21 protein-coding genes are annotated in these 24,379 nt (G+C 71.7%); 8 read left to right on the plus strand and 13 right to left on the minus strand.

Translation table 11 applies throughout. The annotated features are described in order from the left end of the window. Positions 1-80: 80 nt before the first annotated feature. The 4 genes from DFJ66_RS00610 to DFJ66_RS00625 all read left to right on the plus strand — a co-directional run bounded on the left by DFJ66_RS00610 (position 81) and on the right by DFJ66_RS00625 (position 3,208). Positions 81-530, plus strand: a complete 450-nt coding sequence (locus DFJ66_RS00610; RefSeq protein ID WP_121216909.1) for an Hsp20/alpha crystallin family protein — start codon at positions 81-83, stop codon at positions 528-530. Positions 531-927: 397 nt separating this feature from the next. After that, positions 928-1,404, plus strand: a complete 477-nt coding sequence (locus tag DFJ66_RS00615) for a DUF6292 family protein (RefSeq protein WP_246029498.1) — start codon at positions 928-930, stop codon at positions 1,402-1,404. A 100-nt stretch (positions 1,405-1,504) separates the two neighbouring features. Continuing rightward, on the plus strand, positions 1,505-1,972 hold the full coding sequence (locus DFJ66_RS00620) for a peroxiredoxin family protein (RefSeq protein ID WP_121216911.1): 468 nt from the start codon (positions 1,505-1,507) through the stop codon (positions 1,970-1,972). Between the two features lie 84 nt (positions 1,973-2,056). After that, positions 2,057-3,208, plus strand: a complete 1,152-nt coding sequence (locus DFJ66_RS00625; protein WP_147459134.1) for a hypothetical protein — start codon at positions 2,057-2,059, stop codon at positions 3,206-3,208. Positions 3,209-3,216: 8 nt separating this feature from the next. On the opposite strand, the gene DFJ66_RS00630 is transcribed toward DFJ66_RS00625, so the two are convergent. Then, the gene (locus DFJ66_RS00630) at positions 3,217-3,603 is read right to left on the minus strand and encodes a hypothetical protein (protein WP_121216915.1); all 387 of its coding nucleotides are present in this window, start codon (positions 3,601-3,603) and stop codon (positions 3,217-3,219) included. Positions 3,604-3,610: 7 nt separating this feature from the next. Beyond that, the gene (locus DFJ66_RS00635) at positions 3,611-4,582 is read right to left on the minus strand and encodes a serine hydrolase domain-containing protein (protein WP_121216917.1); all 972 of its coding nucleotides are present in this window, start codon (positions 4,580-4,582) and stop codon (positions 3,611-3,613) included. 130 nt (positions 4,583-4,712) lie between these two features. On the opposite strand from DFJ66_RS00635, the gene argS reads away from it, so the two are divergent. Next, positions 4,713-6,446, plus strand: a complete 1,734-nt coding sequence (argS, locus tag DFJ66_RS00640; protein ID WP_121216919.1) for an arginine--tRNA ligase — start codon at positions 4,713-4,715, stop codon at positions 6,444-6,446. A 4-nt stretch (positions 6,447-6,450) separates the two neighbouring features. On the opposite strand, the gene DFJ66_RS00645 is transcribed toward argS, so the two are convergent. Together DFJ66_RS00645 and DFJ66_RS00650 are read right to left on the minus strand one after the other, a co-directional pair. Beyond that, a complete protein-coding gene (locus DFJ66_RS00645; protein WP_121216921.1) occupies positions 6,451-7,158 on the minus strand; it encodes a DUF5995 family protein in 708 nt (235 codons plus the stop codon). A 252-nt stretch (positions 7,159-7,410) separates the two neighbouring features. Then, a complete protein-coding gene (locus DFJ66_RS00650; RefSeq protein WP_121216923.1) occupies positions 7,411-8,706 on the minus strand; it encodes a M14 family zinc carboxypeptidase in 1,296 nt (431 codons plus the stop codon). A gap of 2,881 nt (positions 8,707-11,587) precedes the next feature. Between DFJ66_RS00650 and DFJ66_RS45385 the strand changes: the two genes are divergently transcribed. Continuing rightward, positions 11,588-11,932 (plus strand): bacterial transcriptional activator domain-containing protein, encoded by a 345-nt coding sequence (locus DFJ66_RS45385; RefSeq protein ID WP_425471012.1) that lies wholly within the window; start codon positions 11,588-11,590, stop codon positions 11,930-11,932. A 257-nt stretch (positions 11,933-12,189) separates the two neighbouring features. Here DFJ66_RS45385 and DFJ66_RS00660 read toward each other — a convergent pair whose 3' ends face one another. The 7 genes from DFJ66_RS00660 to DFJ66_RS00690 all read right to left on the minus strand — a co-directional run bounded on the left by DFJ66_RS00660 (position 12,190) and on the right by DFJ66_RS00690 (position 18,456). Further along, positions 12,190-13,209 (minus strand): ABC transporter substrate-binding protein, encoded by a 1,020-nt coding sequence (locus tag DFJ66_RS00660; RefSeq protein WP_121216925.1) that lies wholly within the window; start codon positions 13,207-13,209, stop codon positions 12,190-12,192. Positions 13,210-13,311: 102 nt separating this feature from the next. Beyond that, positions 13,312-14,004, minus strand: coding sequence for a maleylpyruvate isomerase family mycothiol-dependent enzyme (locus DFJ66_RS00665; RefSeq protein ID WP_121216927.1), 693 nt, complete (start codon positions 14,002-14,004; stop codon positions 13,312-13,314). Between the two features lie 49 nt (positions 14,005-14,053). Continuing rightward, a complete protein-coding gene (locus tag DFJ66_RS00670) occupies positions 14,054-15,079 on the minus strand; it encodes a DUF6239 family natural product biosynthesis protein (protein ID WP_121216929.1) in 1,026 nt (341 codons plus the stop codon). 3 nt (positions 15,080-15,082) lie between these two features. After that, entirely contained in the window at positions 15,083-15,649 is a 567-nt protein-coding gene (locus DFJ66_RS00675; RefSeq protein ID WP_121216931.1) for a hypothetical protein, read from the minus strand. A gap of 146 nt (positions 15,650-15,795) precedes the next feature. Continuing rightward, positions 15,796-16,473, minus strand: a complete 678-nt coding sequence (locus DFJ66_RS00680) for a winged helix-turn-helix transcriptional regulator (protein ID WP_121216933.1) — start codon at positions 16,471-16,473, stop codon at positions 15,796-15,798. Between the two features lie 115 nt (positions 16,474-16,588). Further along, positions 16,589-16,891, minus strand: coding sequence for a hypothetical protein (locus DFJ66_RS00685; protein WP_211350908.1), 303 nt, complete (start codon positions 16,889-16,891; stop codon positions 16,589-16,591). 80 nt (positions 16,892-16,971) lie between these two features. Beyond that, on the minus strand, positions 16,972-18,456 hold the full coding sequence (locus tag DFJ66_RS00690) for an MFS transporter (protein ID WP_121216935.1): 1,485 nt from the start codon (positions 18,454-18,456) through the stop codon (positions 16,972-16,974). A 120-nt stretch (positions 18,457-18,576) separates the two neighbouring features. Here DFJ66_RS00690 and DFJ66_RS00695 point away from each other — a divergent pair, with 120 nt between their 5' ends. Beyond that, complete coding sequence (locus tag DFJ66_RS00695; RefSeq protein WP_121216937.1) at positions 18,577-19,242, plus strand: winged helix-turn-helix transcriptional regulator; 666 nt, start codon at positions 18,577-18,579, stop codon at positions 19,240-19,242. 64 nt (positions 19,243-19,306) lie between these two features. Here the strand turns inward: DFJ66_RS00695 and DFJ66_RS00700 are convergent, their stop codons facing one another. Continuing rightward, positions 19,307-20,638 (minus strand): FAD-dependent oxidoreductase, encoded by a 1,332-nt coding sequence (locus DFJ66_RS00700; RefSeq protein ID WP_121230446.1) that lies wholly within the window; start codon positions 20,636-20,638, stop codon positions 19,307-19,309. A gap of 77 nt (positions 20,639-20,715) precedes the next feature. Next, the gene (locus DFJ66_RS00705; protein WP_121216939.1) at positions 20,716-22,296 is read right to left on the minus strand and encodes a GMC family oxidoreductase; all 1,581 of its coding nucleotides are present in this window, start codon (positions 22,294-22,296) and stop codon (positions 20,716-20,718) included. 179 nt (positions 22,297-22,475) lie between these two features. Between DFJ66_RS00705 and DFJ66_RS00710 the strand changes: the two genes are divergently transcribed. Beyond that, the gene (locus DFJ66_RS00710; RefSeq protein ID WP_121216941.1) at positions 22,476-23,642 is read left to right on the plus strand and encodes an epoxide hydrolase family protein; all 1,167 of its coding nucleotides are present in this window, start codon (positions 22,476-22,478) and stop codon (positions 23,640-23,642) included. Positions 23,643-24,379: the final 737 nt, after the last annotated feature.

Here is a 24,379-nt window from a genome sequence, read left to right on the forward strand (position 1 = left end):
CTTGTCAACGTTTCGATGACATGCTACAACGGTGGTGCGTGTTGACAAAGGTCCACAGGCGAGAAGGAGGAGGAACACCGATGTTGATGCGCACCGACCCGTTCCGCGACCTGGACCGCCTGGCGCAGCAGTTCTTCGGCGCCACCACGGGGACGTGGTCCAAGCCCGCCGCGATGCCGATGGACGCCTACCGCGCGGGTGACGAGTTCGTGGTCTGCTTCGACCTGCCCGGGGTGAACCCGGACGCCATCGAGCTCGACGTCGAGCGCAACGTGCTGACCGTCAAGGCCGAGCGCCGTCCGCTGCCCTCCGGCGACGACGTGCAGATGCAGGTCTCCGAGCGCCCGCTGGGCGTGTTCTCGCGGCAGCTGTTCCTCGGCGACACGCTGGACACCGACCACATCACGGCCGACTACAACGCGGGCGTGCTGACCCTGCGGATCCCCGTCGCCGAGAAGGCCAAGCCGCGCCGCATCGCCATCTCCGGCGAGCGCACCGACCGCAGCGAGCACAAGGTGATCGAGTCCTGAGGCGGTGAGCCTCGCATGACCAGTGCCGCGGCGATCGCCGACCCCGTGCCGGACGTCGAGGCGGTGCGCGCCGAGTTCGACGCGCTCATCGCGGCCGTGTGGGACGTCGACCTGGACCCCGACGTCCCGCCGCCCGCGAGCCGCCCCGGTCGGCCACCGCGCCGCGCCCGCCGCCCGGCACCCGCCCCCGAGCCGGTCCCGTCGGCACCCGACGCCGACCGGCGCACGCACCCCGCTCGGCAGCGGTCGCCGCCCGCGCGGGGGCGTTTCCTCAGGCGGCCGGCTGCCGCGCCGTCCGGCACGGCGGGCGCCGCCCGAAGGGGGCGTTCCTCCAGCCGCCGCGCCCGGCCCGGACACCCCGGCGCCGGGCGCGGCCGTCCGAAAGGCACCACCGCACGTGACCGTCGTCGTCCCCCTGCCCACCGACCAGCAGGCGGCCGTCCACCTCCTGCACGGCTACCTGACCGACGTCGCCGCCGCCCTGGGCGTGGGCCCGGAGAGCTGCACCGTCGACCAGGACACGCCCGTCTCGGCGTACCTGGCCCTGGACACCCACCTGCCCACCCACCCCGACCGCGACCTGGCCCTGCTGTGGGACGAGCGCACCGGGTGGGCAGCGGCCGTGGAGACCCACTCCGGCGAGGACCTGATCGTCGTCGACCACCTCGACGACCCCGACCTCCTGCCCCCACCCCACCGCGTGGCCCGCTTCGTCCGCACCCTGCACACCGAAGGCCCCCGCCACCGCGACCCCCGACACCACCGCACCGCGACCACCCACGCCGCCCTGGCCCGCCTGCTGCGCCGCCGCCCGAACCCGGATCTGGCACCCGGCCGGCACGCACATCCCGCCGGCATCGCCGCGGCCGGCTGAGCTCTCCGCCAGGCCCTCGGGCTGAACCCTCCCGCGTGAATCCTTTCGCGCCCGCGGGCCCTCTTGTGTGGGCCACAACCGCGCGAAGGGAAGGTCCACTGTGCTCACACCCGGGTCGGCCGCTCCGGAAATGGTGTTGCAGGACACCACCGGCCACACCGTCCGCCTCTCCGACCACGTCGGCCGGCACGCCGTGCTGCTGTACTTCATGCGGTCCACGACGTGCCCCGTCTGCAACCGGCACGTCCGTGACCTCGCCGCCGACGCCGACCGGTTCACGGCGGCCGGCGTCCAGGTCCTGGTCGCGGTCCCGGAGGACCGTGGGACGGCGGCGGCGTGGAAGGCCAAGCGGAACACCCCGTTCCCGGTCCTCACGGCCCTCGACGGCACCCCGCACGAGCTGGTCGGCCTGAGCCGGAAGGTGTTCGGTTCGATGCAGCAGTCCGGCAGCATCCTGGTCGACACCCACGGCACCGTCCGCCACGCCCACGGCTCCACCCTCCCCACCGCCGCCTACGACAAGAAGGGCGTGGCGGCAGCCATCGAGTCCCTGCACACCCCGGCCTGACCCCGCCGGAGGCGGCCGGTGCCGACGTGCCGGCCGCCTGGCGGGGTTCCTCGCGCACATGTCCAAGGTGGAATGATCCGCGGCATGTCGTCGAGTTCCGTCCGGGTCCGGGTCCGTGCCGCCGAGAACTGGTTCGTGCGGGAAGGTACGCCGACGATGATCGAGGGGTACGGGTTCCTGAAGCACGTTCTGCCGCGCATGTTGCCCGCGCTGGGGCTGGTGACGTTGGCGAGTCTCGCGTGGCTGGTGCCGTTGCGGTCCGCTGGGGCGCAGAGGTGGGTGTTGCTGGCCGGGGTCGTGACGGCGACGGTGGTGACGTGGGTGGCGTTGCGGGTGTTCGTGCGGCGGTTGCCTCGGCTTTCGCGGCCGACCACCAAGACGATCCTCGGGGTTTACGCGGGGATGCCGGTGGCGGTCCCGCTGCTGCAACTCGCGGTGGACGACACCGTGACGCCGCCGGGTGGCAGTGCCGTCGGGTTGCTGGGGTTCCTGATCTTCTTCGCCGCCGTCTTCGTCGGCACGGCGCTGGGCACCACCTACGGCCTGGGCACGCTGCTGGGCAAAGCGGTCCGGCACACGGTCAACGACCTGCGCAACAGCGTCCGCCTGCTCGGCCGGGCGCTGCCCGCGATGCTGTTCGTGACCCTGTTCCTGTTCTTCACCGGCGAGCTGTGGCAGGCGATGAACAACCTCGGCTGGTTCCGGGTGACCCTGGTGGTGCTGCTGTTCAGCGCGATCACGGTCCTGGCCGCCGCCGCCCGCCTGCGCGACGAGATCGGCCGCGTCGAACAGGACCTGCGCCCCGACCGCCTCACCGCCGCCTGCCAGGGCACCCCGCTGGCCGCGGTCGAGATCACCGAACCGCTGCGCGCCACCCCGCTCAACGGCCGCCAGAACCGCAACCTTCTGCTCATGCTCGCGACCCGCCAACTCGTGCAGGCCGCCGTGGTGGGACTCGCGCTGTTCGCGTTCTTCCTGCTGCTGGGCCTGATCGTGGTCACGCCCGAAACCGCCGAGCAGTGGATCGGCGGCCCGCCGACGTTCTCCAAGCTGCTGCCGGACCTGCCGGTGGCCCTGCTGCGCAACGCGACCCTGTTCGCGGCGTTCGGCAGCATGTACTTCGCGATCACGTCGATGAGCGACGCCGACCACCGGCAGCAGTTCTTCGCCCCGATCATCGACGAGGTCGAACGGACGCTGGCGGTGCGAGCGGTCTACCTGAGCCTGCGCGCCTGAGCCCGCGGTCAGGACTGGCTCGTCCGCCAGTCCCACTCCGGGTCCTGCCGGAACCTCGCGAGCACCCCGGGGAAGTCGACGAACTCGCCGAAGTTGGTGTCGAGCACCCCGTCCAGCCCCGGCAACACCGCCTGCACCAGCGCGCGGATGCACGAAACGCCCCGGTACTCGACGCAGATCGCCTCGAACTCGCCCAAGCGGCGCCGGAGCTCCTCCAACTCGTCGTCCTCGTACTCGGACACGACGTCACCGGACGCGTCGACACCGAACTCGCACTCTCCCGCGGTCAGGCGGTCGAAGTGCGGTTCGGGTGTGTAGGTCCCGGCTCGGCGCAGGCGTTCGCGGAGCTCACGCGCGGTGTCCGGTGTGGTGAGGAAAACGATCGTGGGGCGCATGTGGTCCCTAACTGCCTTCGGCTGCGGTGAGTTCCGCGAGCAGGGTGAAGCCGTGGTGGTCCACGGAGACCGCGGTCGCGGACAGGACGGCGACCGCGGTGCCGGCGGCGCGGTCCAGGCCCAGCCAGGTGCTGAAGCCGCCGGTGCCGCCGTTGTGCCAGGTGATGGTGCGGCCGAGGCGGTCCAGGGTGATCCACGCCGCGCCGATGCGGACGACCTTGCCGGTGAAGTCGGCCACCGGGGTCAGGGCGTCGGTGCCGGGGGCCTCGCCGGTGAGGAGGGTCTCGGTGAGGTGGGCCAGGTCGGTGATCGTGGTGCGGATGCCGCCCGCCGGGGCCAGGGCCTCGCCGGTCCACGGGGCGCGGCGGCGGCCTCGCTTGGTCCTGCCGGTGAGGGCGCCGGGGTGCAGGTCGGATGCCGTGGCCGGGGCGTAGAAGGTGGTCAGGCCCAGCGGGGTGGCGATGCGGGTGTCGAGCAGGGCGGTGAAGGTGGTGCCGGCGGCGGCTGCCAGGGCGTGGCCGAGGAGTTGGAAGCCCAGGTTGGAGTAGTGGGGGCGGGGCGGGCCCAGGCGGACCGCACGGGTCTGGGCGAGGAGTTCGTCGACGGTCTCGCCGTAGGGGTTGGCGCCGTGCAGCCACAGGGCGAGGGTCTTGCGGACCGAGGGCGCCGGCAGCCTGGGCAGGCCCGACCGGTGGGTGCTGAGGGACGACAGGGTCACGCCGGCCGCCGGGGAACCGGCCAGGTCCAGCAGGTCGCCCAGGGTGGTGGACGGCGTGACCTCGCCGCGTTCCAGCGCGTCGGCGTACAGCAGGCCGGTGACGCCCTTGGAGATCGAGCCGATCTCGAAGTCGGCGTCCAGAGGTGCGCCAACGGTGGCCACGGTCGTCCCCGAGGGCGTCACCGTGGCGACGGCGGCCACCGGGTGCCGGGGACCCAGGCGTTGGACCAACTTCTCCGCGAGCTTCGCATCACCGTGCACGCCGCCACACTAGGTGGCCACAGACCCGTCCACAGGAGACCTTCGGCTAACGGTGACACGACTTTGGTGGCGTTGAAATTTTCGCTTCCCCCCGCTGCGAGACTGGGTCGAAACGCCGTGAGGGGGACCAGTGCTGGGTGGGGACGTCGGGCTGGAATTGGGTGCGCGGGTGGCCGCCGCGGTCGACGCGGCGCTCGGGGTGCGGATCACGCCCGAAGAGGCGCTGATCCGACCGGCGGCACCCGGGCGCGGCGCGGACTACCAGTGCAACGCCGCGATGGGCCTGGCCAAGCGGGTCGGCCGGCCCGCCCGGGAGGTCGCGGCGGACGTCGTGGCGCACCTGGACGCCGCCGACCTCGCCGAACCGCCCGAGGTCGCGGGGCCGGGGTTCGTCAACTTCGCGCTGCGCCGGGACTGGTTGGAGGCGCGGCTGGCCGACCTGGCCGCCGACGAACGCCTCGGGGTCCCGGCGGCGGCCGAGCCCCGGCGGTACGCGATCGACTACGGCAGCCCCAACGTGGCCAAGGAGATGCACGTCGGGCACCTGCGGTCGGCGATCATCGGCGACGCGGTCGTGCGGCTGCTGGAGTTCGCCGGGCACGACGTGGTGCGGCACAACCACCTCGGCGACTGGGGCACGCCGTTCGGGATGCTGATCGAGCACCTCACCGAACTCGACGCGGGCGGGTCGGCCGGCCACTCCATCGGCGACCTCAATGCGTTCTACCAAGCCGCGCGGCGCAAGTTCGACGGCGATCCTGACTTCGCCGACCGGGCACGGCGGCGGGTCGTGGCGCTGCAAAGCGGCGACGAGGAGACGTTGTCCCTCTGGCGCGAGCTGGTCCGGGCGTCGGAGCAGCACTTCGCCGAGGTGTACGCGCTGCTCGACGTGAAGCTCGACGACGACGACTACTACGGCGAGAGCTTCTACAACCCGTTCCTGGACGAGGTGGTCGAGGAGTTGGCGGCGGCCGGGCTGACCGAGGTCAGCGACGGCGCGGTGTGCGTGTTCCTGCCCGGCTTCGTCAACCGGGACGGGCAGCGCCTGCCGCTGATCGTGCGCAAGAGCGACGGCGGCTACGGCTACGCCGCGACCGACCTGGCCACCGTGCGGTACTGGACGCGGGACCGGAAGGCCACCGACCTGCTCTACGTGGTCGGCACACCGCAGGCGCAGCACTTCCGGATGATCTTCGAGACGGCCGCCCGGATGGGGTGGCTCGACGACGACCACCACGCTGTGCACATCGGGTTCGGCTCGGTCCTCGGCGAGGACGGCAAGGTCCTGCGCACGCGTGCCGGCGGCGCGGTGAAGCTGGTGTCCCTGCTGCGCGAAGCCGTCGACCGGGCGGCCGCCGTCATCGCCGAGCGCGCGGAACTGCCCGACGAGCTGCGCGCCGACGTGGCGCGGGCGGTCGGGATCGGGGCGGTGAAGTACGCGGACCTGTCCGGTGACCGGGAGAAGGACTACGTCTTCGCCTGGGACCGGATGCTGGCGATGGAGGGCAACACCTCCGTGTACGTCCAGTACGCCAACGCGCGGGCGCGGTCGGTCCTGTCCAGGGCCGGCCACACCGGGGGAGCGGTGTCCCTGGACAGCCCGATCGAGCGCGCGCTGGCGGTGAAACTGCTGCAACTGCCCGCCGCGGTGGCCACGGCCGTCGCGGAGTTCGCGCCGCACAAGCTGTGCACGTACCTGTACGAGACGGCGGTGGCGTTCTCGGCGTTCTACGAGCACTGCCCGATCCTGAAGGCACCGGACGACCGGACCCGCGACTCCCGGCTGGCGCTGGCCCACCTCAGCTCGCGCACGCTGACCTTGGGCCTGTCCCTGCTGGGCATCGCCGCGCCCGCCGCCCTGTGACGGGTCACGCCGGCGGTGGCGGCACCACCGGGGCGAGGATCGTGACGCTGACCGCGGCCACGTCGGTGGCGATGGTGGTCAGGGTGGCGGTGTAGAGGGGTTTGAACGTGCGTTGCTCCCACAGGCTCAGGGCGGAGACCCAGGACGCGTCGCGGGCCCGCGAGATGCTGAAGGCCGACAGGGCGTGCTTGAGCGCCTCGGCCTGCGCGGTGGTGACCTTGAGCAGCAGGGGCTCGTACTCGGCGCGGACCTCCGCCTCCACCTTGGCCAGCAGGTCGTTGACGCGCAGGAAGTCGGCGTGGACGGGCTTGGTGTTCGGGGTGGTGCCGCGTTCCTGGCAGGTGGCGTTGACCGCGAGCGCCAGGTCGTGGTTGATGTGCGCGTTCATGCCCGCCAGCGCGAACTGGAGCGGCCAGATGATCTTGTTGTCGCGGGCGTTGAACAGCGGCTGCCACGGCAGGGGCCGGCCGGTCGCGGCCGCGTCCACCGCCTTGAAGTAGAGGCCGGCGAAGATCACGTCCATGCGTTCCAGGAACGCCGGGTCCTCGAAGAAGCCGTCCACGATGTTCTGCGCCACCAACTCGGTGACCCGCAGGTACATGCGGTTGAAGCAGGCCACGCCGTCGTGCGGGTCCAGCTCCTGGTCGATGGCCCGCATCCGCTCGATCACCTGCTCCACGGAGGTCGGGACCTGGACGGGCGCGTGTGTCATGTTCCACTCCCTCGTCGAAGTACCCCGATGGTCGACTGGTGCCGGGCCGGGCGACAGGTACCGCGCGGCTTTTCAGCCCTTGACGCCGGCGTGTCACTCGATCCGGCCACGGGGTGGACACAGGGCGTGCCACGTACAGGCCCGCAGTGTTGTCGTGGCCCTTCAACGGGGTTTGATCCGAGCGGGGTGGATCCCGTGCGGGCCGTAGCGCGCCGGGTCCGCGGTGCGTGCCGCGGACCCGGCGCGGGTGGATCAGCCCGCGTAAGGCGCCTTGGCCGCCTTGGCGGCGGTCAGGAATGCGCCCTTGTTCTTGGGCCAGAACAGGCTGTCCACGCAGGAGTACTGCGGGAAGAAGCCGCCGCAGCTGCCGCTGCTCGACCCGATCTCGAAGGTGTAGCTGGCGATCCCCAGGTTGCCGTAGGTGAAGTCGTCGGTCGTGCCCGTCGTGTCGCCCTCGGCCACCACCGTGTAGCCGTTGTAGGCAGCCATCTTCTTGCCCAGGGCCGCGAGTTGGGTCGCGTTGGGGTTGGCGTCCCAGGTCCAGCCCCACGGCGGCATGATCAGGTTGCCGTAGCTGTGCACGGTGATCATGACACTCTTGGTGGTGACCGGCGCGGGGTCGGTGTCGCCCGGGCCGCGCTGGTCGGGGAACAGCTGCTTGAACCAGGCCTCGATGGCCTTGGTCTCCGGCTCCGAACCGGCCGCGGTGCCCTGGTAGGTCTCACCGCACTTGTTCGTGCCCGCGCCGCCCCACTTGAAGGTGGAGTTGCGGTTGAGGTCCACGCCGTAGCTGGGGACCGAGCAGGACGCGCCGGTGTTGTTGGCGTTCTTGCGCTGCATCAGCGGCCGGCTGCCGCCGGAGGCGACGATGTCGACGCCATCGGGGTTGACGATCGGGATGACCCACAGCTCGGTGGTGTCCAGGATGGACGTCACCTCGGCGTCGGTGCCGTAGCCCCGGGTGACGTGGTCGATCCACCGCCACGCCAGTTCGCCGGTGGCCAGCTCGCGGGCGTGGATCTGGGCGATCAGCGCGAACCGGGGCTTGGCGGAGTTCGGGTTCAGCGCGCAGTCGCCGGCCTGCTTCTTGGTGATGCAGATGGCCTTGATGTCGTGGCCGCCCAGCCCGCGCGTCTTGCGCCAGCTGTCCCCGATGTCGTACACCTGCGTCAACGCCGGGTACGCCGCCGCCACGTCGGTCAGGTGCTTCTCGTGCTCGGCCACCGTCCGGTAGCCGCCGTAGTACGTCTGGACGCCGATGTCCGCGGCCCGGGGCGACGACAGCGGCTTGTACACCGTGTCGACCTTCGCCGGCCGGTAGCCGAGGGCGGTCAGCCGGGCGGCGACCCGCTGGTCGCCCACGACCTGGACGCCGCCGTCGGTGCCGTGCTCGACGTCGAAGCCGGCGGCTTGCAGGGTGTGCTCGTCGGCCCCGGGCACCTGCCAGTAGTAGGGCGTGCCGTCCGGCGTGCTGTCCGGTGCGGCGGTCACCGCGGTGGGTGCGAGCAGCAGCAGGGCGGCGGTGGCGATACCCACTCGTAGTTTCATGCGACAGACCTCCAGCTGGGCCGGCGGCCGTGCAGGGGTGGCCGCCGCGCTTGGGGCGAGTATGGAGCAGTCCGACCCGCGTCGAAACCTACGAACGGTGGTCACCCGGATCCGGACGGTGACCGGCGGGGACGGGTGCCGGTGTATTTGCGCGGGCTTCGGGTGATCCGCCGAGAGTGACGACGATCCTGCCGCGGCCCCTCGACGTCGAGTTGCCGCGCCTGCGTCTGGTGCAGCGGCTGGCTCGGCGCTGGGAGTGCCCGGTGACCGTGGTCGAGGCGGGGGCCGGGTTCGGCAAGACGACCATGCTGGTGCAGGCCGTGCGGGCGAACCTGTTGGAGCCGCGCGGGGTGGACGTGTGGGTCACCTGCTCGCCTGCGCACGAGAGCGCCTCGGAGTTGGCGGGGGCACTGCTGGACGCGTTGGCGGTGCTGGGAGGGCGCTGCGGGCGGCGGGGTGGTGGTGCGCGCGCGGTGGTGGACGCGTTGGTGGGGATGGCGCCGTTGGACGTCTGCCTGGTCTTGGACGACGTGCACGAGGTGCCTTCCGGGTCGCCGGGGGCGGTGTTGCTGGGGGAGTTGGTGCGGGGGTTGCCGGCGACTGCGCACCTGGTGGTGTGCGGTCGGTGGGTGCCGGAGTTGCCGTTGGCGCGGTGGGAGGCGGCCGGCGGGGTGGTGCGGGTCGGAGCGGAGGAGTTGCTGTTCACCGACGGGGAGTTGCGGGCGTTGGGGCGGCGGTTGGGGGGTGACCCGGCGTTGGTGGGGGCGTTGCGGGGATGGCCCGCGTTGGTGCGGTTGGCGTTCGCTGCGGGGCCGGGTGCGCCCTGGCGGTATGCGTGGGAAGAGGTGTTGGGGCGGCTGGAGCCGGGGGAGCGGCGGGTGTTGGCGGCGTTGGCCGCTTTGCACACCGCGACGGAGGACGAGGTCGCCGAGGTGGTGGGGGAGGGGGTGGAGGTTGCAGGGGTGGTCGGGAGGGTGCCTTTGGTCGGGGTGTTGGAGGACGGGCGTTATCGGGCGCACGAGTTGTGGGCCGAAGCGCTGGCGCGGAACACACCGGTCGAGGAGGCGCGGGAGCTGCACCGGCGGGCGGCGGCGGTGTTGGTGGCACGGGGAGATCTGGCGCGGGCGGGGGTGTTGGCGCGGCGGGGTGGGGACTGGGAGTTGCTCGCCGGGTTGTCGGTGGAGTTGGTGAACACGACCCTGTCGGCCCTGCCCGCGGTGGTGGCGGAGCGGTGGCTGGGATGGGTGCCGGACCGGGTGCGCGAGGAGCCGGCGTTCCTGTTGCTGCGGGCGGCGGTGCTGCACGCGGCCGATTTCACGGACGTGCGCATCGACCCGTTGTTGGACCGGGCGTGGGAAGGGCTTCGGCACACCGCGGTGCTGGGGCAGGCGGTGATCACGGCGCACTCGCGGGCCGACCTGGTGCGGTTGTCGGAGCTCGCGCGGCGGGGGAGTGAACTGAGTGGTGCGCCGACACCGATCGCCTTGGTGCTGCGGCACAGCGTGGCGGCGACGGTCGCGGAGGTGGGCGGCGACCCGGAGGCGGCGTTGGCCGAGATCGAGCGGGCACCGGTGGTGGACGTGCCGAGCCCGGTGCGGTTGGCGACGGTCCGCTTCCACTACCACTGCCTCAACATGTGCGGACGGGCCGGCGAGGCGGCCGAGTTGGCTGATCGGGCGTTGGGGGAGGGGGAGGAGCACCTGCGGCTCAACGGGCCGATCGCGCGGTGGTTCGACGGAGATCCGACCGACCTGGCACGGTTGCGCGGTGCGCCGGTGGGCGGGACGGCGCGGGATTCGTTCGTCTCGGCGGCGTTCCAGGCGGTGGTGGCGGCGTGTTGCGGGGACGCGGCGGACTGGTGCGCGCTGCCGTGCGGTGATCCGGCGGACCACGACAACCCCCGGGACGCCGTGCTGGCACTGGCCGCGCGGTGCGCCCTCGCGGTGGGACGCGGGGAGGAGGCGGTGGCGCGGCGGGCGTTCGCCGAGCACCTGGCGCGGTGGCCGGTGACGGACCGGTTCCACGAGCGGCACCTGCGGCGGTTCCTGGCCTTGGGGTACGTGCTGGGCGAGCCGTTGCGGGAGGTGTGGGACGGGGCGGAGTTGGGGCCTTCGCACGGGAAGGCGCGTGCGGCGGCGCGGGCGTTGGTGGCGGCTCGGACGGGGGACCTCCGGGCTGCCGCGGGGCTGCCGGTCGAGTACTTCCTGTGCTTTCTGCCGTTGCCGTGGTCGGTGGAGGTGGCGTCGCGGCTGGCGGCCGGGGGTGATCTGGGGGTCGGGCGGTGGTTGGCGGACACGCTGGGGGCGGTGGTGCACCGGGAGTTGCGGAGCGTGGTGCACCGAGAGTTGCGGAGCGAGGTTCACCTGGAGTCGCGGGGCGTGGTGCACCGGGAGTCGCGCGGGGTGGTGGCGGACCGGGTGGCGCGGGAGGGGGCGGGGCGGTTGTTGGCGGTGGTGCCGGCGCCGCCCGTGGTGCGGACCGGGGTGGAGGTGCTGGGTGCGCTGCGGGTGACGCGGGACGGGGAGGTGGTGGAGGCGCCCGAGCTGCGGCGGTTGCGGGTGCGGCAGTTGCTGGGGGCGTTGGTGCTGCGGCCGGTGCTGACGCGCGAGCAGGTGTTCGCGTTGTGCTGGCCCGATCTGGACGTCGGTGACGCGGCGCGGAACCTGCGGGTGACGTTGACGTACCTGCGGCGCGTGCTCGAACCCGACCGGGCTCGGGGTGCCGCCGGGTTCCACCTGCGGGCCGAGGGGGACACGCTGCGGCTGGTGCGGTCGCCGTGGCTGGAGGTGGACCTGTGGGCGTTCGAGGCGGTGGAGGAGCAGGTGCGGGCGGCTCGGGCGGCGGGGACCTGGACCGGGCGAAGGACCTGTTGGCGGCGGCGGTGCAGCTGTGGCGGGGGGATCCGTTGCCGGACCTGGGGTGTGTGGCGGAGCTGGGGTTGGAGGCGGACCGGCTGCGGGGGCAGCACGTGCGGAACCTGTTGGGGTTGGGGGAGTTGTGCCTGGTGTCGGGGGAGCCTGTGCGGGCGGGGTACTTGGCGCGGCGGGCGTTGGAGCAGGATCCTTTTGCGCCTCGGGCGCACCGGTTGGTGCTGGCTGCCGCGTTGAAGACTCGGGATCCGGAGCGGGTGGCGGGTGCTCGGCGGGTGGTTCTTTCCGCTTTGGCTCAGCTTGGGGTGGCTCCTGACCCTTCTACTGCTTTGCTGTTGCGGCAGCGGTTGGGCTAGGGGCGCTTCGCGCCTTCAAAAGATGAAAAGCGCCTCGCCGGCGGGCAGGCCCCCGGGGGGAGGAAGGGCGTCGGTTTCGTTCCCCCGTCCGGCCTGCCGGAGGCAACCACACTTGGCCCGTGGCCGCAACCGGAAAAGCTGGTTGCACCCACGGGCCAAGCGCGGTTGGGCTTCGCCCAGGCCGGACGGGGGAACGAAACCGAGGCCCTTCCTCTGGCTTGGCAGCCCGAGGGGAAAGCCGCGGCGCGGGTGGGGTCTCAGGCGAGCTTGTCGATGCCCGGGGTGAGCTTCTCCAGCACCCACGGGATGTCGAGGACGGTCGGGTAGCGGAGGGCCGAGATGGTCTCCATGTCGACCGTCAGGTAGTTGCCGGACTTGACCTGGGCCACCAGCTGGTTGGACTCGAAGGCCTGCTTGAGGTCCGGGGTGGTGAAGGCGACGATGACCAGGTCCGCGGCCAGCTTGTCGTACTGCTCCGGGTTGAGGGTGCCGGTCGGGCTGCCGGACTCGTTCTTCGTCGCGTCGGCCACGGTGGGGCTGAGGGTCAGGCCCGTCTGCTCGACCAGGCGGACGGCGAAGTCCTCCTTGGACACCAGCGTGAACATCTTGCCGGCGGTGTTGCCGACCGACGCGGTGAAGGTCTTGCCCGCGGTCTTCGGGTGTTCGGCCTTGAACTTGTCGATCGAGGCCTGCGTGAGGCCGACGAGTTCCTCGCCCTTCGCGATCCGGCCCAGGGCCTTGGCGACCACCTTGACGTGCTCCTGCCAGGTCTGCTTGCCCCACTCGGAGGCGTAGCCGACGGTCGGCGCGAGCTTGGCCAGGTTCGGGTACTCCTGCTCCAGGCCGTAGGACGACGTGGCCAGGATCAGGTCCGGCGCGTACTTGCCGACCTGCTCCGGGTCCACGCCGGCGGCGGCGTCGACGATCTTGGTCTTGGCCGGGTCGAGCTTGCCCTTCAGCCAGCTCGGGACGGCGTCGCCGCCGGACTTGTTGAAGAACGCCACCGGGGTCACGCCCAGGGCGATGGCGGCGTCGAGGTCGTCGGTCGCGGTGCCGACGACGACGACCTTCGTCGGCTCCTTGGGGATCTCGGCCTTGCCGAACTTGTGCTCGATGGTCACCGGGAAGGCCGTGGAGCCCGCGTTCGGGGACGTCGTCTGCGTGGAGGCGTCCTGCACGGAGCCGCACGCGAGCAGGCCGAAGCCGAGCACCGTCGCGAGCGAACCCGCGGAGAAGGCCCGGAACGCTCTGCCGGACAGACGGACCCTGCGAGACATGGCAACACCCTTTCGGTGGACGGACACGAGGCGCCGCAAGTGAAGCAAGGCTTACCTAAGAAAGCAATGCGCGACACTGCGACGCGGATCACGTCCACCGCGTCAGTGCAGGTTGAGGGCTTGCCGAACCACCGCCTTCATCCGCTCGCCGGCGGTTCGGGGCGGCGCGGCCGTCACGCGCTCGCGGAGGACGTCCAGGCCGTCGCCTTCGAGGCGGTCGAACCCCTCCGGGCGTCCGCTCATCGCCAGCACCAGCGGTTCGGCCTCGCCGCGCACCGCCGGTCCGCTGCCGTGCGACCAGCCGGTGTCCACGGCTTCCAGGCGCAGGCCGTGCAGGCGCGACCCCATCGAGAAGCCGGGCGACGGCCGTTCGGCGAGGTGCTGGAACACCACGTGCAGCCGGTCCTCGGGGATGGTGCGCTCGATGCCCAGCGGCATCCGGACGTCCAGGTCGTGCAGGACGATGTCGGCCAGGACGGGCTCGAACCCGGCCCGCGGGATGGTGGTCTTCGACGCGGCCCACCGGCGCAACCGGCCCGCGACCTCCACTGTGGACAGTCGGGCTTCGCGGGCGGTGAGCTTGCGGTTGTACTCGTCGAAGTTCGCCGCCGTGGTGACGATCGCCCAGTACAGCTTCGCCTGCCCGAACCTCAGGTACGTCACCAGGTGCGCGCCCACGTCGTGGACGGTCCACCCGGCGCACAGGCTCGGCGTCCGCGCCTGGTCGGGGCTGAGGCCTTCCAGCAGGTCGGCCATCCGGAGTCGCTCGTCGACGAGCATGTCGTAGACCGGCACCCGTCCACGCTAGGGCGGGTCGCGGGGGCGGCGCTTCTCGTGGATTGCCTCATTGCGCGCGGCTCGCGGTCCAGGCGGCCAGGCCCGCGGCGGTGGGTGCCTCGCCGGGGAACGCGTCGGCCAGGGCGCGGAGGTAGCTCTGGGCCTCGGCTGTGCTCAGGTCCGGGGCTCGCCGTCGGGAGGCGGGGTGGGTGGGCCAGGGTTGGTCCCGCGGGTTGCCGGTGAGGAGGGAGGCCAGGACGGCGCTGGCGTACTCGGGGGCCTCGGGGTCGCGTACGTCGGGGCCGGTCCACGGGTCCTTGCCGGGGTCGACCGGCATGGTGGCGTGGGTGCCGTTTCGTTCCAGCCACAGGGAAGCGCGGGCCTCGCCCAGCCACACCAAAACCCATCGGCCGCTGGCGCCTGGGCGTTCCTCGGCGTCGACCAGGGCGGTGGGGGAGTTGCCGACCTTGAGCGGAACGGCCGTGTGGACCAGGTTCCAGCCCGGTCTGTGTGGGACGACCAGGACGTCCACGGGAGCGTCGCCGACCGCGACCCGGGCCAGCACGGGACGCCCGGACGGTGGAGTGACCAGGTGCCCGGCCACGGTGATCTGCGCCAGGCTCGCCAGGAGTGCCACGCCCGCGCCGATCCCGACCACGCGGACCACCACCGTCGGCGGGCACACCGCCAGCCACGCCACGCCCGCGAACCCCGCCATCAGCACGACGTGCGCGCCGGCCAGCGGGGGACCGGTGAACCACAGCGCGGCGGCGGCCGCGGTCAGGACGACGGCGGCCACCACGCACCGGGCCACGCCGGGGAACCGGTCCCGCAGCAGCGGTGGGGTGCACACGCACAGCAGGACCGCCGCCGCGGCCGGGGCGGGGAGCCAGCGCGCGTCGGCGACGAGCAGGGAGACCACCCCGCCCGCCGCCGCCGCGCCGGTGACGACCTGTCGGGTGCGCGGGCCGGTCGTGGTGAACGGTCGGGTCAGCGCCCAGCCCGCCGCGATCGTCACGGCGACGAGCAGGACCAGCCGCAGCAGGGTGAAGCCCAGGGGCAGGCCCACCGCCCCGCCGCCGTGACCGTGCACGGCTCAGACCGTCGCCGGCACCGCGCACGTGCACTGCATCTGCGCGCGTTCCTCCGCGTTCGGTCGCGTGTGGAGCACCATCGCGACCACCATCGGCACGAACACGATGAAGTTGTAGAACAGGTGCAACTCCACGCGCGGCACGACCAGCTGCACGATGCTCGTCGGCACCGGGCGGCCCAGCAGGTTCACGCCGGTGGACGACTGGGTGATCAGCAGCAGGTGCTCGATGTGGTGCCAGAACTGCAGCACCAGGGCGACGGTCCACCACGTGCGCGCCCGGCCGACGAAACCCTTCCGCAGCGCGAACAGCGCCACGATCATGACCAGCGCGAACCCGTAGTGCAGCACCTCGGACGTGATCAGCCACGGGAACCACAGGCCCAGCACGCCCTTGGACTTGGGGACGGGCCAGCCCATGGCGTAGATCTGGAAGGCCTGGGCGATGTGCTCGGCCCAGTGCGCGAGGACGACGAACAGGAACGCGTAGAGCGCGAGCTTGTGGTGTCGGGTGTTGAGCGCGCCCGGTGCGCCACCGGCGGCGTGCGAATGGACATGGGTGTCGGCCACAGATCCTCCCGGATTTCACCGGTCCACGGTCGGGACTTCCCGGTACGCCGACGCTACCTGCGCAGGTCAGCCGGGCGAACGCGCCAATGCGGAAACAGCAATCCGGAATAACCGGTGTCCGCCGGATGGCACTGCGGAGCGCATTTCTAGGCGATGTTCCGCTCGGCGGCGGCCGGTTCCGGTGGTGCGAGGGTGCTCAGCAGGCACGCGAACCGGTCCCGGTCGCCCTGCACGGCGACTTCGCCGGCGGCTTCGGCCTCGGCCGGCGAGCGGGTGCCCCACACGATGCCGTGCAGGGTCGCCGGATCGGTCACCACGACCGCGTCCGCGCCGGCGGCGTCACCCCGGCGGACGTCGATCTCGTTGTCGGACAAGGACACCCGGAACCCCTCGCCGCCGACCCGCACGAACACGTCGGCGACGCACCCGGCCGACAGGCGCGGGTCGAACAGGGTCTTGAACGCGAGCATCACCGCGTCCGCACCGATGGCCGCGCGGTGGTCCAGGCCCGGTGACCGGCCGCCCCACCGGCCGAACCCGACGATCACCGGTTCCAGCTCGCGGCCCCACGCGGTCAGGTCGTAGACGCGGGTGCCCGCGGGCGGCGGCAGCTTGCGGCGCCGGACCACGCCGGCCCTTTCCAGTTGGCGCAGCCGCTGGGACAGCACGTCCGGGCTCGCGCCCGGGATCCCGGCCCGCAGGTCGGTGAACCGCTTGGGGCCGAACAGCAGTTCGCGCACCACCAGCAACGCCCACCGCTCGCCGACCAGGTCGAGGGCGTGGGCGGCGGCACAACTCTCCTCGTACTTGCGCTTGCTCGCCACGGGTACACCTGCCGGGGGGTGAGGAGCCGTCGAGGAATCGCCCGGCGGATGCGGGCGGGAGGTGGACGACCGGCCCGCCGCCCCCGGCGCGTGGAGCGGCGGGCGGGTCCGCGGCCTACCGGGCGAACCGGTAGGAACCGACCAGGGTGGCGTCGCTGAACGACGGCGGGCCGCCGACGCGGTCGCCGAAGCCCTTCTGGAAGTCGGCGAACGCGGCGACGTGCTCCAGCGGGTTCTCGTCGGTCTCGTGGATCACCACGTGCACGAAGGTCACCCCGTCGGCCAGCCGGAAGGTGGCGTAGCGCATGCCGCCCGGGTCGTCGGCGTTGAGCTCGGCGAAGATCCGCTCCACCAGCTCCTGGTTCTCGTCGGCGGCCTCGGTGCTCTTGGCCGTGTACTGGATCACGTGCGTGCTCATCGGGTTCCTCTCGGTGGTGTTTCGGCGGGGAGCCGCGCGGGCCGACCGGTGCCGGCCCGCGCGACTCCGCGTGGCGGGCGTCAGTCCTTCGTGGACACCGACGCCGCCTTCGCGTCCGCTCCGGCCGGCTCGGGGGATTTGCCGGGGAGCAGGAACGAGGCGAGCAGGCCCAGCACCGCGAACACCGTCGCGACGAGGAAAGCGGACTGGAGGCCTTCGGTCAGGGCGACCTTGGGGTCGTCGGCGGTCACGCCGCCGGCGACGGACAGGGCGACGGAGGTGACGATGGCGATGCCCAGGGCGCTGCCGATGTTGAACGAGGTGTCCACCAGGCCCGCGGCCAGGCCGGACTCCTCCTCGGCCACGCCGTCGAGGGCGGCGATCTGCGAGGTGACGAACGCCGCGCCCATGCCGGGGCCGAAGATCAGCAGGCCCCAGAACAGGTCGCCCCAGAACGTGCCGCCGACCGACACGCCGATCAGCAGCGCCGTGCCGACGGTGATCAGCAGCAGCGCGGGGACGGCGATGGGCCGCAGGCCCAGCTTGGTGACCGCCGCCTGGCCCGCCATCGCGCCCACGATCGACATCACCGTCATGACGGCGCTGGTGAGGCCGAACTGGAGGGCCGAGTAGTCCAGCACCTCCTGGACGTAGATGGTCAGCGGGAACAGCATGCCGTCGACGGTGAGGCCGACCGCGAAGATCGTCAGGTTGCCCGCGGTGAGGTTGCGCAGCTTGAAGATCCGCAGCGGCACCAGCGGGGCCGAGGACTTCGACTCGATGACCAGGAACAGCGCGACCAGCACGGCGGCGGCGACGAACTCGACGATGGTCGAGGTGGCGGCCCAGCCGACCTCGGGCGCGTTGACGATCGCGTGGATCAGCAGCACGAGCGCGGCGGTGATGGTGACCGCGCCCGCGGTGTCGAACCGCCGGACCGCGACCCGCTCCCGGCTCTCGCTGATCAGGACCGGTACCAGCAGGAAGATCGCGACGCCGACCGGGATGTTGATGTAGAAGATCCACTCCCAGCTGATGCCGGAGGTGATCAGGCCGCCCAGCAGCAGGCCGGCCGTGGCGCCGATGCCGCCCAGCGCGCCCCACACGCCCAGCGCCTGGTTGCGCTCGGCCGGGTCGCGGAAGGTGGACACCACGATCGACAGCGCGGTCGGCGCCATGATCGCGGCCGACACGCCCTGGATCGCGCGGGCGGTCAGCAGCACCCAGCCGTCCCAGGCGATGCCGCACAGCAGCGAGGACAGGACGAACAGGCCGACGCCGGCGAGGAACACGCTGCGGCGCCCCATCAGGTCGGCGACGCGGCCGAAGAACAGCATGAGGCCGCCGAAGGTGATCACGTACCCGGTGAGCACCCACTGCACGCCGGCGACGTCGAAGTTCAGGTCCTCCTGGATCGACGGGATCGCGGTGAGCACGATCGTCGCGTCCAGGATGACCATGAAGAACGCCGTGCCGAGCAGCGCCAGCGCCTTCCAGCGGCGCGGGTCCGGCGGCTCGACCGAGTCGGGCGTCGGTGGTGGCTGGTCGCTCCGTTGAGTGGACATCCGCTCTCCTAGGACTGGACGGTCCTTTTGACAACTCTTGGGGTTGAACCGTACTAGTACCTAGTCCTAAAAGACAACTACTCACGGAGGGTGGAGGACTTCCGCTGGTAGGATGGGGTCATGGCGACCAAGCGCAAGTACGACGACGGGTGCGCGACCGCCCACGCGCTGGACCTGGTGGGGGAGCGCTGGGCGTTGTTGATCGCCCGTGAGCTGCTGTTCGGGCCGAAGCGGTTCACCGACCTGCGCACCGGCATGCCCGGCGCGAGCCCCAACGTGCTGTCCCACCGGCTGCGCGAGCTCGAGGACGTCGGCGTGGTCCGCCGCCGCAAGCTGCCGCCGCCCGCCGCCGCCTGGGTGTACGAGTTGACCGAGTGGGGTCACGAGCTGGAACCGGTCATCACCGCGCTGGGTCGGTGGGGCGGCCGGTCGCCGTCGCTGCGCCACGACGCCGCGATCAGCGTCGACTCGCTCATGCTCGCGCTCAAGACGCTGTTCGACCCGGAGCGGGCGGCCGGCTTCACCGCGGACCTCGTGCTGCGGCTGGGCGAGGACTCGTTCAAGGTGCAGCTGTCGGCGGACCGGATCTGGATCCTGCGCGGCGAGCTGGACCACCCGCACGCGGTGATCGAGACCGACCCGGCGACGCTCAACGCGCTGATCTGGAGCGGGCGCGGCCTGTCGGAGGCCATCGAGTCCGGCGACCTGCGGCTCACCGGCAGCCGGGAGCGCGTGGAACGCTTCCTCGGACTGTTCCCGCTGCCCGAACCCGCCGTGGTGGCGTGAGGGCGGGCTCGGCGCCGGCTCACTCCGGCGCCGAGCCCGCGAGGGCCGCGTGACGAGCCGGCTCTCAGTCGGCCCGCGCCGCGCTGCGGAGTCGGTCGCCCGTTGTGGCGGTGGTGGCCGGGGGCTTGCCGGCCCGCAGCACGCGCAGCAGGGTGCCCGGCTTCATCATCGACGGCGGCGCGTCGATCAGGCCCGCCACCCGCAGGAACGCGTTGGACAGGTGCGGGTCGCGCGGCGCGCCCGCGTGCAGCCGCGCCAGGTAGGCGTTGACGAACCGCACCTTCGCCGTCCGCCTGCCCTCCACGCCGGGGAAGGCCAGGTCGCCGGTCGTCGCGATCTCCCACGGGGCGTCGATGACCTTCGCGATGTCGGCGAACCACCGGCGGAAGTGCGGCACCGACCCGCGCCGCAGGTTCTCCCGCAGCTTGAGCACCTCCAGCGCGGCCACCGTCATGCCCTGCGCGTACACCGGGTTGAAGCTGGTCGCCCCGTCGCCCAGCACGAGCATCCCGGCCGGGAACCGGGTCAGCTTCTCGTAGTGCCGGCGCACGCTGGCCGGGTACCGGATGGCGGTCGGCGTGTCGATGCGCTCGGCGTCGCGGACCCACTCGTGGATCTCCGGGACCGGCAGCGACTTGGCGTAGGCCAGGAAACCCTCCTGGTCGGTCGGCGGCTGGTCGCCCAGGATGCCGGTCAGCGACAGCTGCCAGCGCCCGCAGGCCCGGGAGAACACCGCGCCGCGCGGGTGGCCGGGCGTGGCCACCGGGATGCTCGCCAGGTCGTCGCCCAGCAGGTCCTCGGGCAGCCGGAAGTGCTGGGTCACGTAGCTCAGCCCGACCTTGATCTTCTCCTCGGGCGCGCGCTCGTACCCCAGCTCCTCCAGCCACGCCGGCGTCCGCGACCCGCGCCCGGTCGCGTCGAGGACCAGGTCGGCCTCCAGCACCTCGGTGGAGTCGTCGGCCTGGTCGCGCACCCGCACACCCGTGACCCGGCCGCGGTCGGCGGTCGTGGCCAGGCCGAGGATGTCCGTGCGGTCCCGGAAGACGACGCCGAGCGCCGCCGTCCGGGTCCGCACGTGGCCCTCCAGCAGGGGGCGCACCAGCGACACGACGACCAGTCCGGTGTGGACCTTCGCGATCTGCCGGCCGTTGAAGATCCAGCGCAGGTTGTCGCCGAGGTCGCCGACCGGCATGCCCAGCGCCACCAGCTCGTCGGTCAGCCCCGGGTACAGCTCCTCCAGCACGCGCAGGCCGCGCGCCAGCAGGGCGTGCGCGTGCCCGCCCTGCCGCACGCTGTTGCGCGGCGTCCCGCTGACCTCGGACAGGTCGTCGCGGTCGACCACCACGACCTCGCCGTAGAACTCGGCGAGCACCCTCGCCGCCATCAGACCCGCCATGCTCGCGCCCAGCACCACGGCGCGCTGACCCACGTCGGCCACGACACCACTCCTCACCCGGGAGAACGTTCGACGATTCAGGCGGACACGGCGGACGCGGCGGCCCGCTCGAGCGCGGGGCGGCCCAGGATCAGGTCGGCGGCCTTCTCGGCGATCGCGATGGTCGGCGCGTTGGTGTTGCCGCGCACCACGGTCGGCATGACGGAGGCGTCCACCACCCGCAGCCCCCGGACGCCCTGCACGCGCAGCTCCGCGTCCACCACCGTGCCCATCGCGCACGTGCCCGCCGGGTGGTACATGGTCTGCGTCGCCCGCCGGACGTGTTCGCGCAGGTCGGCGTCGGACTCCGACTCCGGCGCCCCGACGTGCCGCTCGGTGTAGGGGGACAGCGCCTGCTGCCGCGCGATCTCCAGGCCTCGCCGCACGCCCTCCACCATGGCGCGCATGTCCTCGTCGTCGGCGTAGTAGTTGTGCTGCACCTTCGCCTTGGCCGTGGGATCGCCGGACGCGATCGTCACGCTGCCCCGGCTGCGCGGCGTCAGCAGGCACGCGCCGTAGGAGATGGCGTGGTCGGTCGGCGCGCCCAGGCCGCCGTCGGCGAACATCACCGGGCCGGCCAGGAACTGCATGTCCGGCGCGGTCAGGTCGTCGGTCGAGCGGAAGAAGCCGCCCGCCTCGCCGATGTTGGACGTCAGCGGACCGGTGCCGTGCTCGACGAACTCCTGCGCGTACTTCGGGTCGCCCGCGATGAGCAGGCTCACCGGCTGGGAGTGCGCGAACACCAGCATCACGTGCGGGTGGTCCTGGAGGTTCTGCCCGACCAGCGGCTGGTCCAGCACCACCGGGACGTCCAGCGCGCGCAGCAGGTCCGCGGGTCCGATGCCGGACAGCTGGAGCAGGTGCGGCGAGTTGTAGGCGCCGGCGGCCAGGACGACCTCGCGCTCGGCCCGCAGCACGACCTCCTCGTCCAGGCGTGCGCCGACCACCCCGGTGGCGCGGTCGCCGTCGAAGGTCACGCGGTGCACGTCGACGTTGGTCAGCACGGTCAGGTTCGGCCGCGACATCGCCGGGTGCAGGTAGGCCACGGCGGCGCTGCACCGCTTCCCGTCCCGCTGGGTCACCTGGTAGAGGCCGAACCCGTCCTGCTCGGCGCCGTTGAAGTCGTCGTTGGCGTGGTAGCCCGCCTGCAACGCGGCCTCCACGAACGCGGTGGACATGACGTTGCGGGACCGGCTGTCCGACACGCCCAGCGGCCCGCCGACACCGTGGTACTCCGACGCGCCGCGCTCGTTGTCCTCGGCGCGGATGAAGTAGGGCAGCAGCTCGTCGTAGGACCAGCCCGGCTGGTTCCAGCCGTCGAAGTCCGCGCGGTTGCCGCGGACGTAGATCATCGCGTTGATCGAGCTGGTGCCGCCCAGCACCCGGCCGCGCGGCAGGTAGACGCGGCGACCGTTGAGGTGCGGCTCGTCGTGGGTGTCGAGGTCCCAGTCCAGCCGGGTGCGGAACAGCTTGCCGAACGCGGCGGGCACGTGCACGTTCTCGGAGGTGTCCGCCGGGCCGGCCTCGACCAGGCAGACCGAGACGTCCGGGTCCTCGGTCAACCGCGCCGCGAGCACGCATCCCGCGGAACCGGCACCGACGATCACGTAGTCGTACATCCGCTTCTCCTCTTCGGCGTGGGACTGCCGCAAAGAATGGCGGGAAGGACCGGTCGGAACATCTTCGAAAATGCGCCGGAACCCCGTTTCTTCGAGAATGCGGAGTTCTCGCCGAATGCTGTCCGCCGGCGTGCGGCGCTCGCTAGCTTGGGGCATCCCGACCGAAAGGCAGCGCGCGCATGCAACCTTTCCGCATCGAAATCCCCCAGGCCGACCTGGACGACCTGGACCGCAGGCTGGAGGGCACCCGGTGGCCGGACGAGGTGCCGGGCGCGGGCTGGGCGCGGGGTGTGCCCGTCGGCTACCTCAAGGACCTCGTGGAGCACTGGCGCCACCGCTTCGACTGGCGCGCGGTGGAGGCCAAGCTCAACGAACTGCCCCAGTTCACCACGGAGATCGACGGCACGAACATCCACTTCGTCCACGTCCGCTCACCCGAACCGAACGCCACCCCGCTGGTCATCACCCACGGGTGGCCCGGCTCGTTCGTGGAGTTCCTGGACGTCATCGGCCCCCTCACCGACCCCGCCGCACACGGCGGCGACCCGGCCGACGCGTTCCACGTCGTCATCCCGACCCTCCCCGGCTTCGGCTTCTCCGGCCCCACCGGCGAAGCGGGCTGGGACGTCGACCGCGTCGCCCGGGCGTGGCAGACCCTGATGGCGGAACTGGGCTACGACCGGTACGTGGCCCAGGGCGCCGACTGGGGCAAGCTCGTGACCCTGGAACTGGCCCGCATCGACCCCGAGCACGTCGCCGGCGTGCACCTGAACATGCTGGTCACCTTCCCACCCCCGGACCCGGCCGAGATGGCGGGGTTGTCGGAGGCCGACATGGGCCGGCTGGGCAAGCTCCTGCACTTCGACCTCGAGGGTTCGGGGTACATGAAGATCCAGGCCACCCGGCCGCAGACGCTGGCCTACGGCCTGACCGACTCGCCGGTCGGGCAGCTGGCGTGGATCGCGGAGAAGTTCCTGGAGTGGACCGACTCCCACCTGTCCCCGGAGGACGCGGTAGACCGGGACCGGCTGCTGACCATCGTCTCGATCTTCTGGCTGACGGCGACGGCCGGCTCGTCGGCGCAGCTGTACTACGAGTCGACGGACCGGACCAACCAGAACGTGGCGGCCAGGTGGGCGGGCCCGTGGCCGATCACGGTGCCGGCCGGGGTCGCGGTGTTCCCGCACGACCCGGCACCACCGGTGCGGCGGTTCGCGGAGAAGATCCTTCCGACGATCACCCACTGGACCGAGTTCGACCGGGGCGGGCACTTCGCGGCGTTCGAGGAGCCGGACCTGTACGTCGAGGACGTGCGGGCTTTCTCCCGGTCGTTGAAGCAGGGCTGATACCGCCGTTCCCTCAGAACGCCGCCGGGGACATCTCACCTCCGGCGGCGTTCTCACGCGCCGCGCTGCTTTTCGCTTTTCGGCGCGCGCAGCGCGCTGTTGTGTGGTGGTCTCAACCACAGGTGGAGGGCCTCGGTTCCCCCGCCGTATGGCCTGCCCGAAGGGCTACCACATTTTGGGTCGGGTGCAGCCGAAAGTTTTTGCGAGGAACGAGCAAAAAGTTTTAGCGGCACCCGGCCCAAAATGTGGTTGGCTCCGCCAGGCCATGCGGCGGGGGAACCGACGCCCTTCACCCCCCGCTGGCGGCCTGCCGCGCGGCGAGCGCCGCTTTTGTCTTTTGATCTTGGAAGCGCGCAGCGCGTTCGGCTTGAGAGCGAAGCATCCAGTTCAAAGCGCTTAAAAGCGAAAAGCGCCTCGCCGGCGGGCAGGCCACCAAAGATGACTCAACTGCAACGGCGGGGGCTTCTTGCTTTTGTCATCTCCGTATGGCCTGGCGGAGCCTACCACAGATTTCCCCGGGTGCCGCTAAAACTTTTTGCTCGTTCCTCGCAAAAACTTTCGGCTGCACCCGGGGAAATCTGTGGTAGCCCTTCGGGCAGGCCATACGGAGATGACAAAAGCAAGAAGCCCAAGTTGGGTTGTGTCCCCTCCGGTGGACCGCCACTCGGCAAGGCGGGCTGCCCACTCGGCAAGGCGGACTGCCGCTCGGCAAGGCGGGCGGACTGCCGGTCGGCAAG

The organism is Saccharothrix variisporea (assembly GCF_003634995.1).
Lineage (GTDB): Bacteria > Actinomycetota > Actinomycetes > Mycobacteriales > Pseudonocardiaceae > Actinosynnema > Actinosynnema variisporeum.

What these genes read in the sequence shown, in the direction of transcription:
- DFJ66_RS00630 (WP_121216915.1), bottom strand. Translation starts at nt 3,603, where the DNA reads ATGCGCCCCACGATCGTTTTCCTCACCACACCGGACACCGCGCGTGAG.
- DFJ66_RS00700 (WP_121230446.1), bottom strand. Translation starts at nt 20,638, where the DNA reads ATGGCGGGTCTGATGGCGGCGAGGGTGCTCGCCGAGTTCTACGGCGAG.
- DFJ66_RS00685 (WP_211350908.1), bottom strand. Translation starts at nt 16,891, where the DNA reads ATGAGCACGCACGTGATCCAGTACACGGCCAAGAGCACCGAGGCCGCC.
- DFJ66_RS00645 (WP_121216921.1), bottom strand. Translation starts at nt 7,158, where the DNA reads ATGACACACGCGCCCGTCCAGGTCCCGACCTCCGTGGAGCAGGTGATC.
- DFJ66_RS00625 (WP_147459134.1), top strand. Translation starts at nt 2,057, where the DNA reads ATGTCGTCGAGTTCCGTCCGGGTCCGGGTCCGTGCCGCCGAGAACTGG.
- DFJ66_RS00650 (WP_121216923.1), bottom strand. Translation starts at nt 8,706, where the DNA reads ATGAAACTACGAGTGGGTATCGCCACCGCCGCCCTGCTGCTGCTCGCA.
- DFJ66_RS00690 (WP_121216935.1), bottom strand. Translation starts at nt 18,456, where the DNA reads ATGTCCACTCAACGGAGCGACCAGCCACCACCGACGCCCGACTCGGTC.
- DFJ66_RS00710 (WP_121216941.1), top strand. Translation starts at nt 22,476, where the DNA reads ATGCAACCTTTCCGCATCGAAATCCCCCAGGCCGACCTGGACGACCTG.
- DFJ66_RS00660 (WP_121216925.1), bottom strand. Translation starts at nt 13,209, where the DNA reads ATGTCTCGCAGGGTCCGTCTGTCCGGCAGAGCGTTCCGGGCCTTCTCC.
- DFJ66_RS00610 (WP_121216909.1), top strand. Translation starts at nt 81, where the DNA reads ATGTTGATGCGCACCGACCCGTTCCGCGACCTGGACCGCCTGGCGCAG.
- DFJ66_RS00695 (WP_121216937.1), top strand. Translation starts at nt 18,577, where the DNA reads ATGGCGACCAAGCGCAAGTACGACGACGGGTGCGCGACCGCCCACGCG.
- DFJ66_RS00705 (WP_121216939.1), bottom strand. Translation starts at nt 22,296, where the DNA reads ATGTACGACTACGTGATCGTCGGTGCCGGTTCCGCGGGATGCGTGCTC.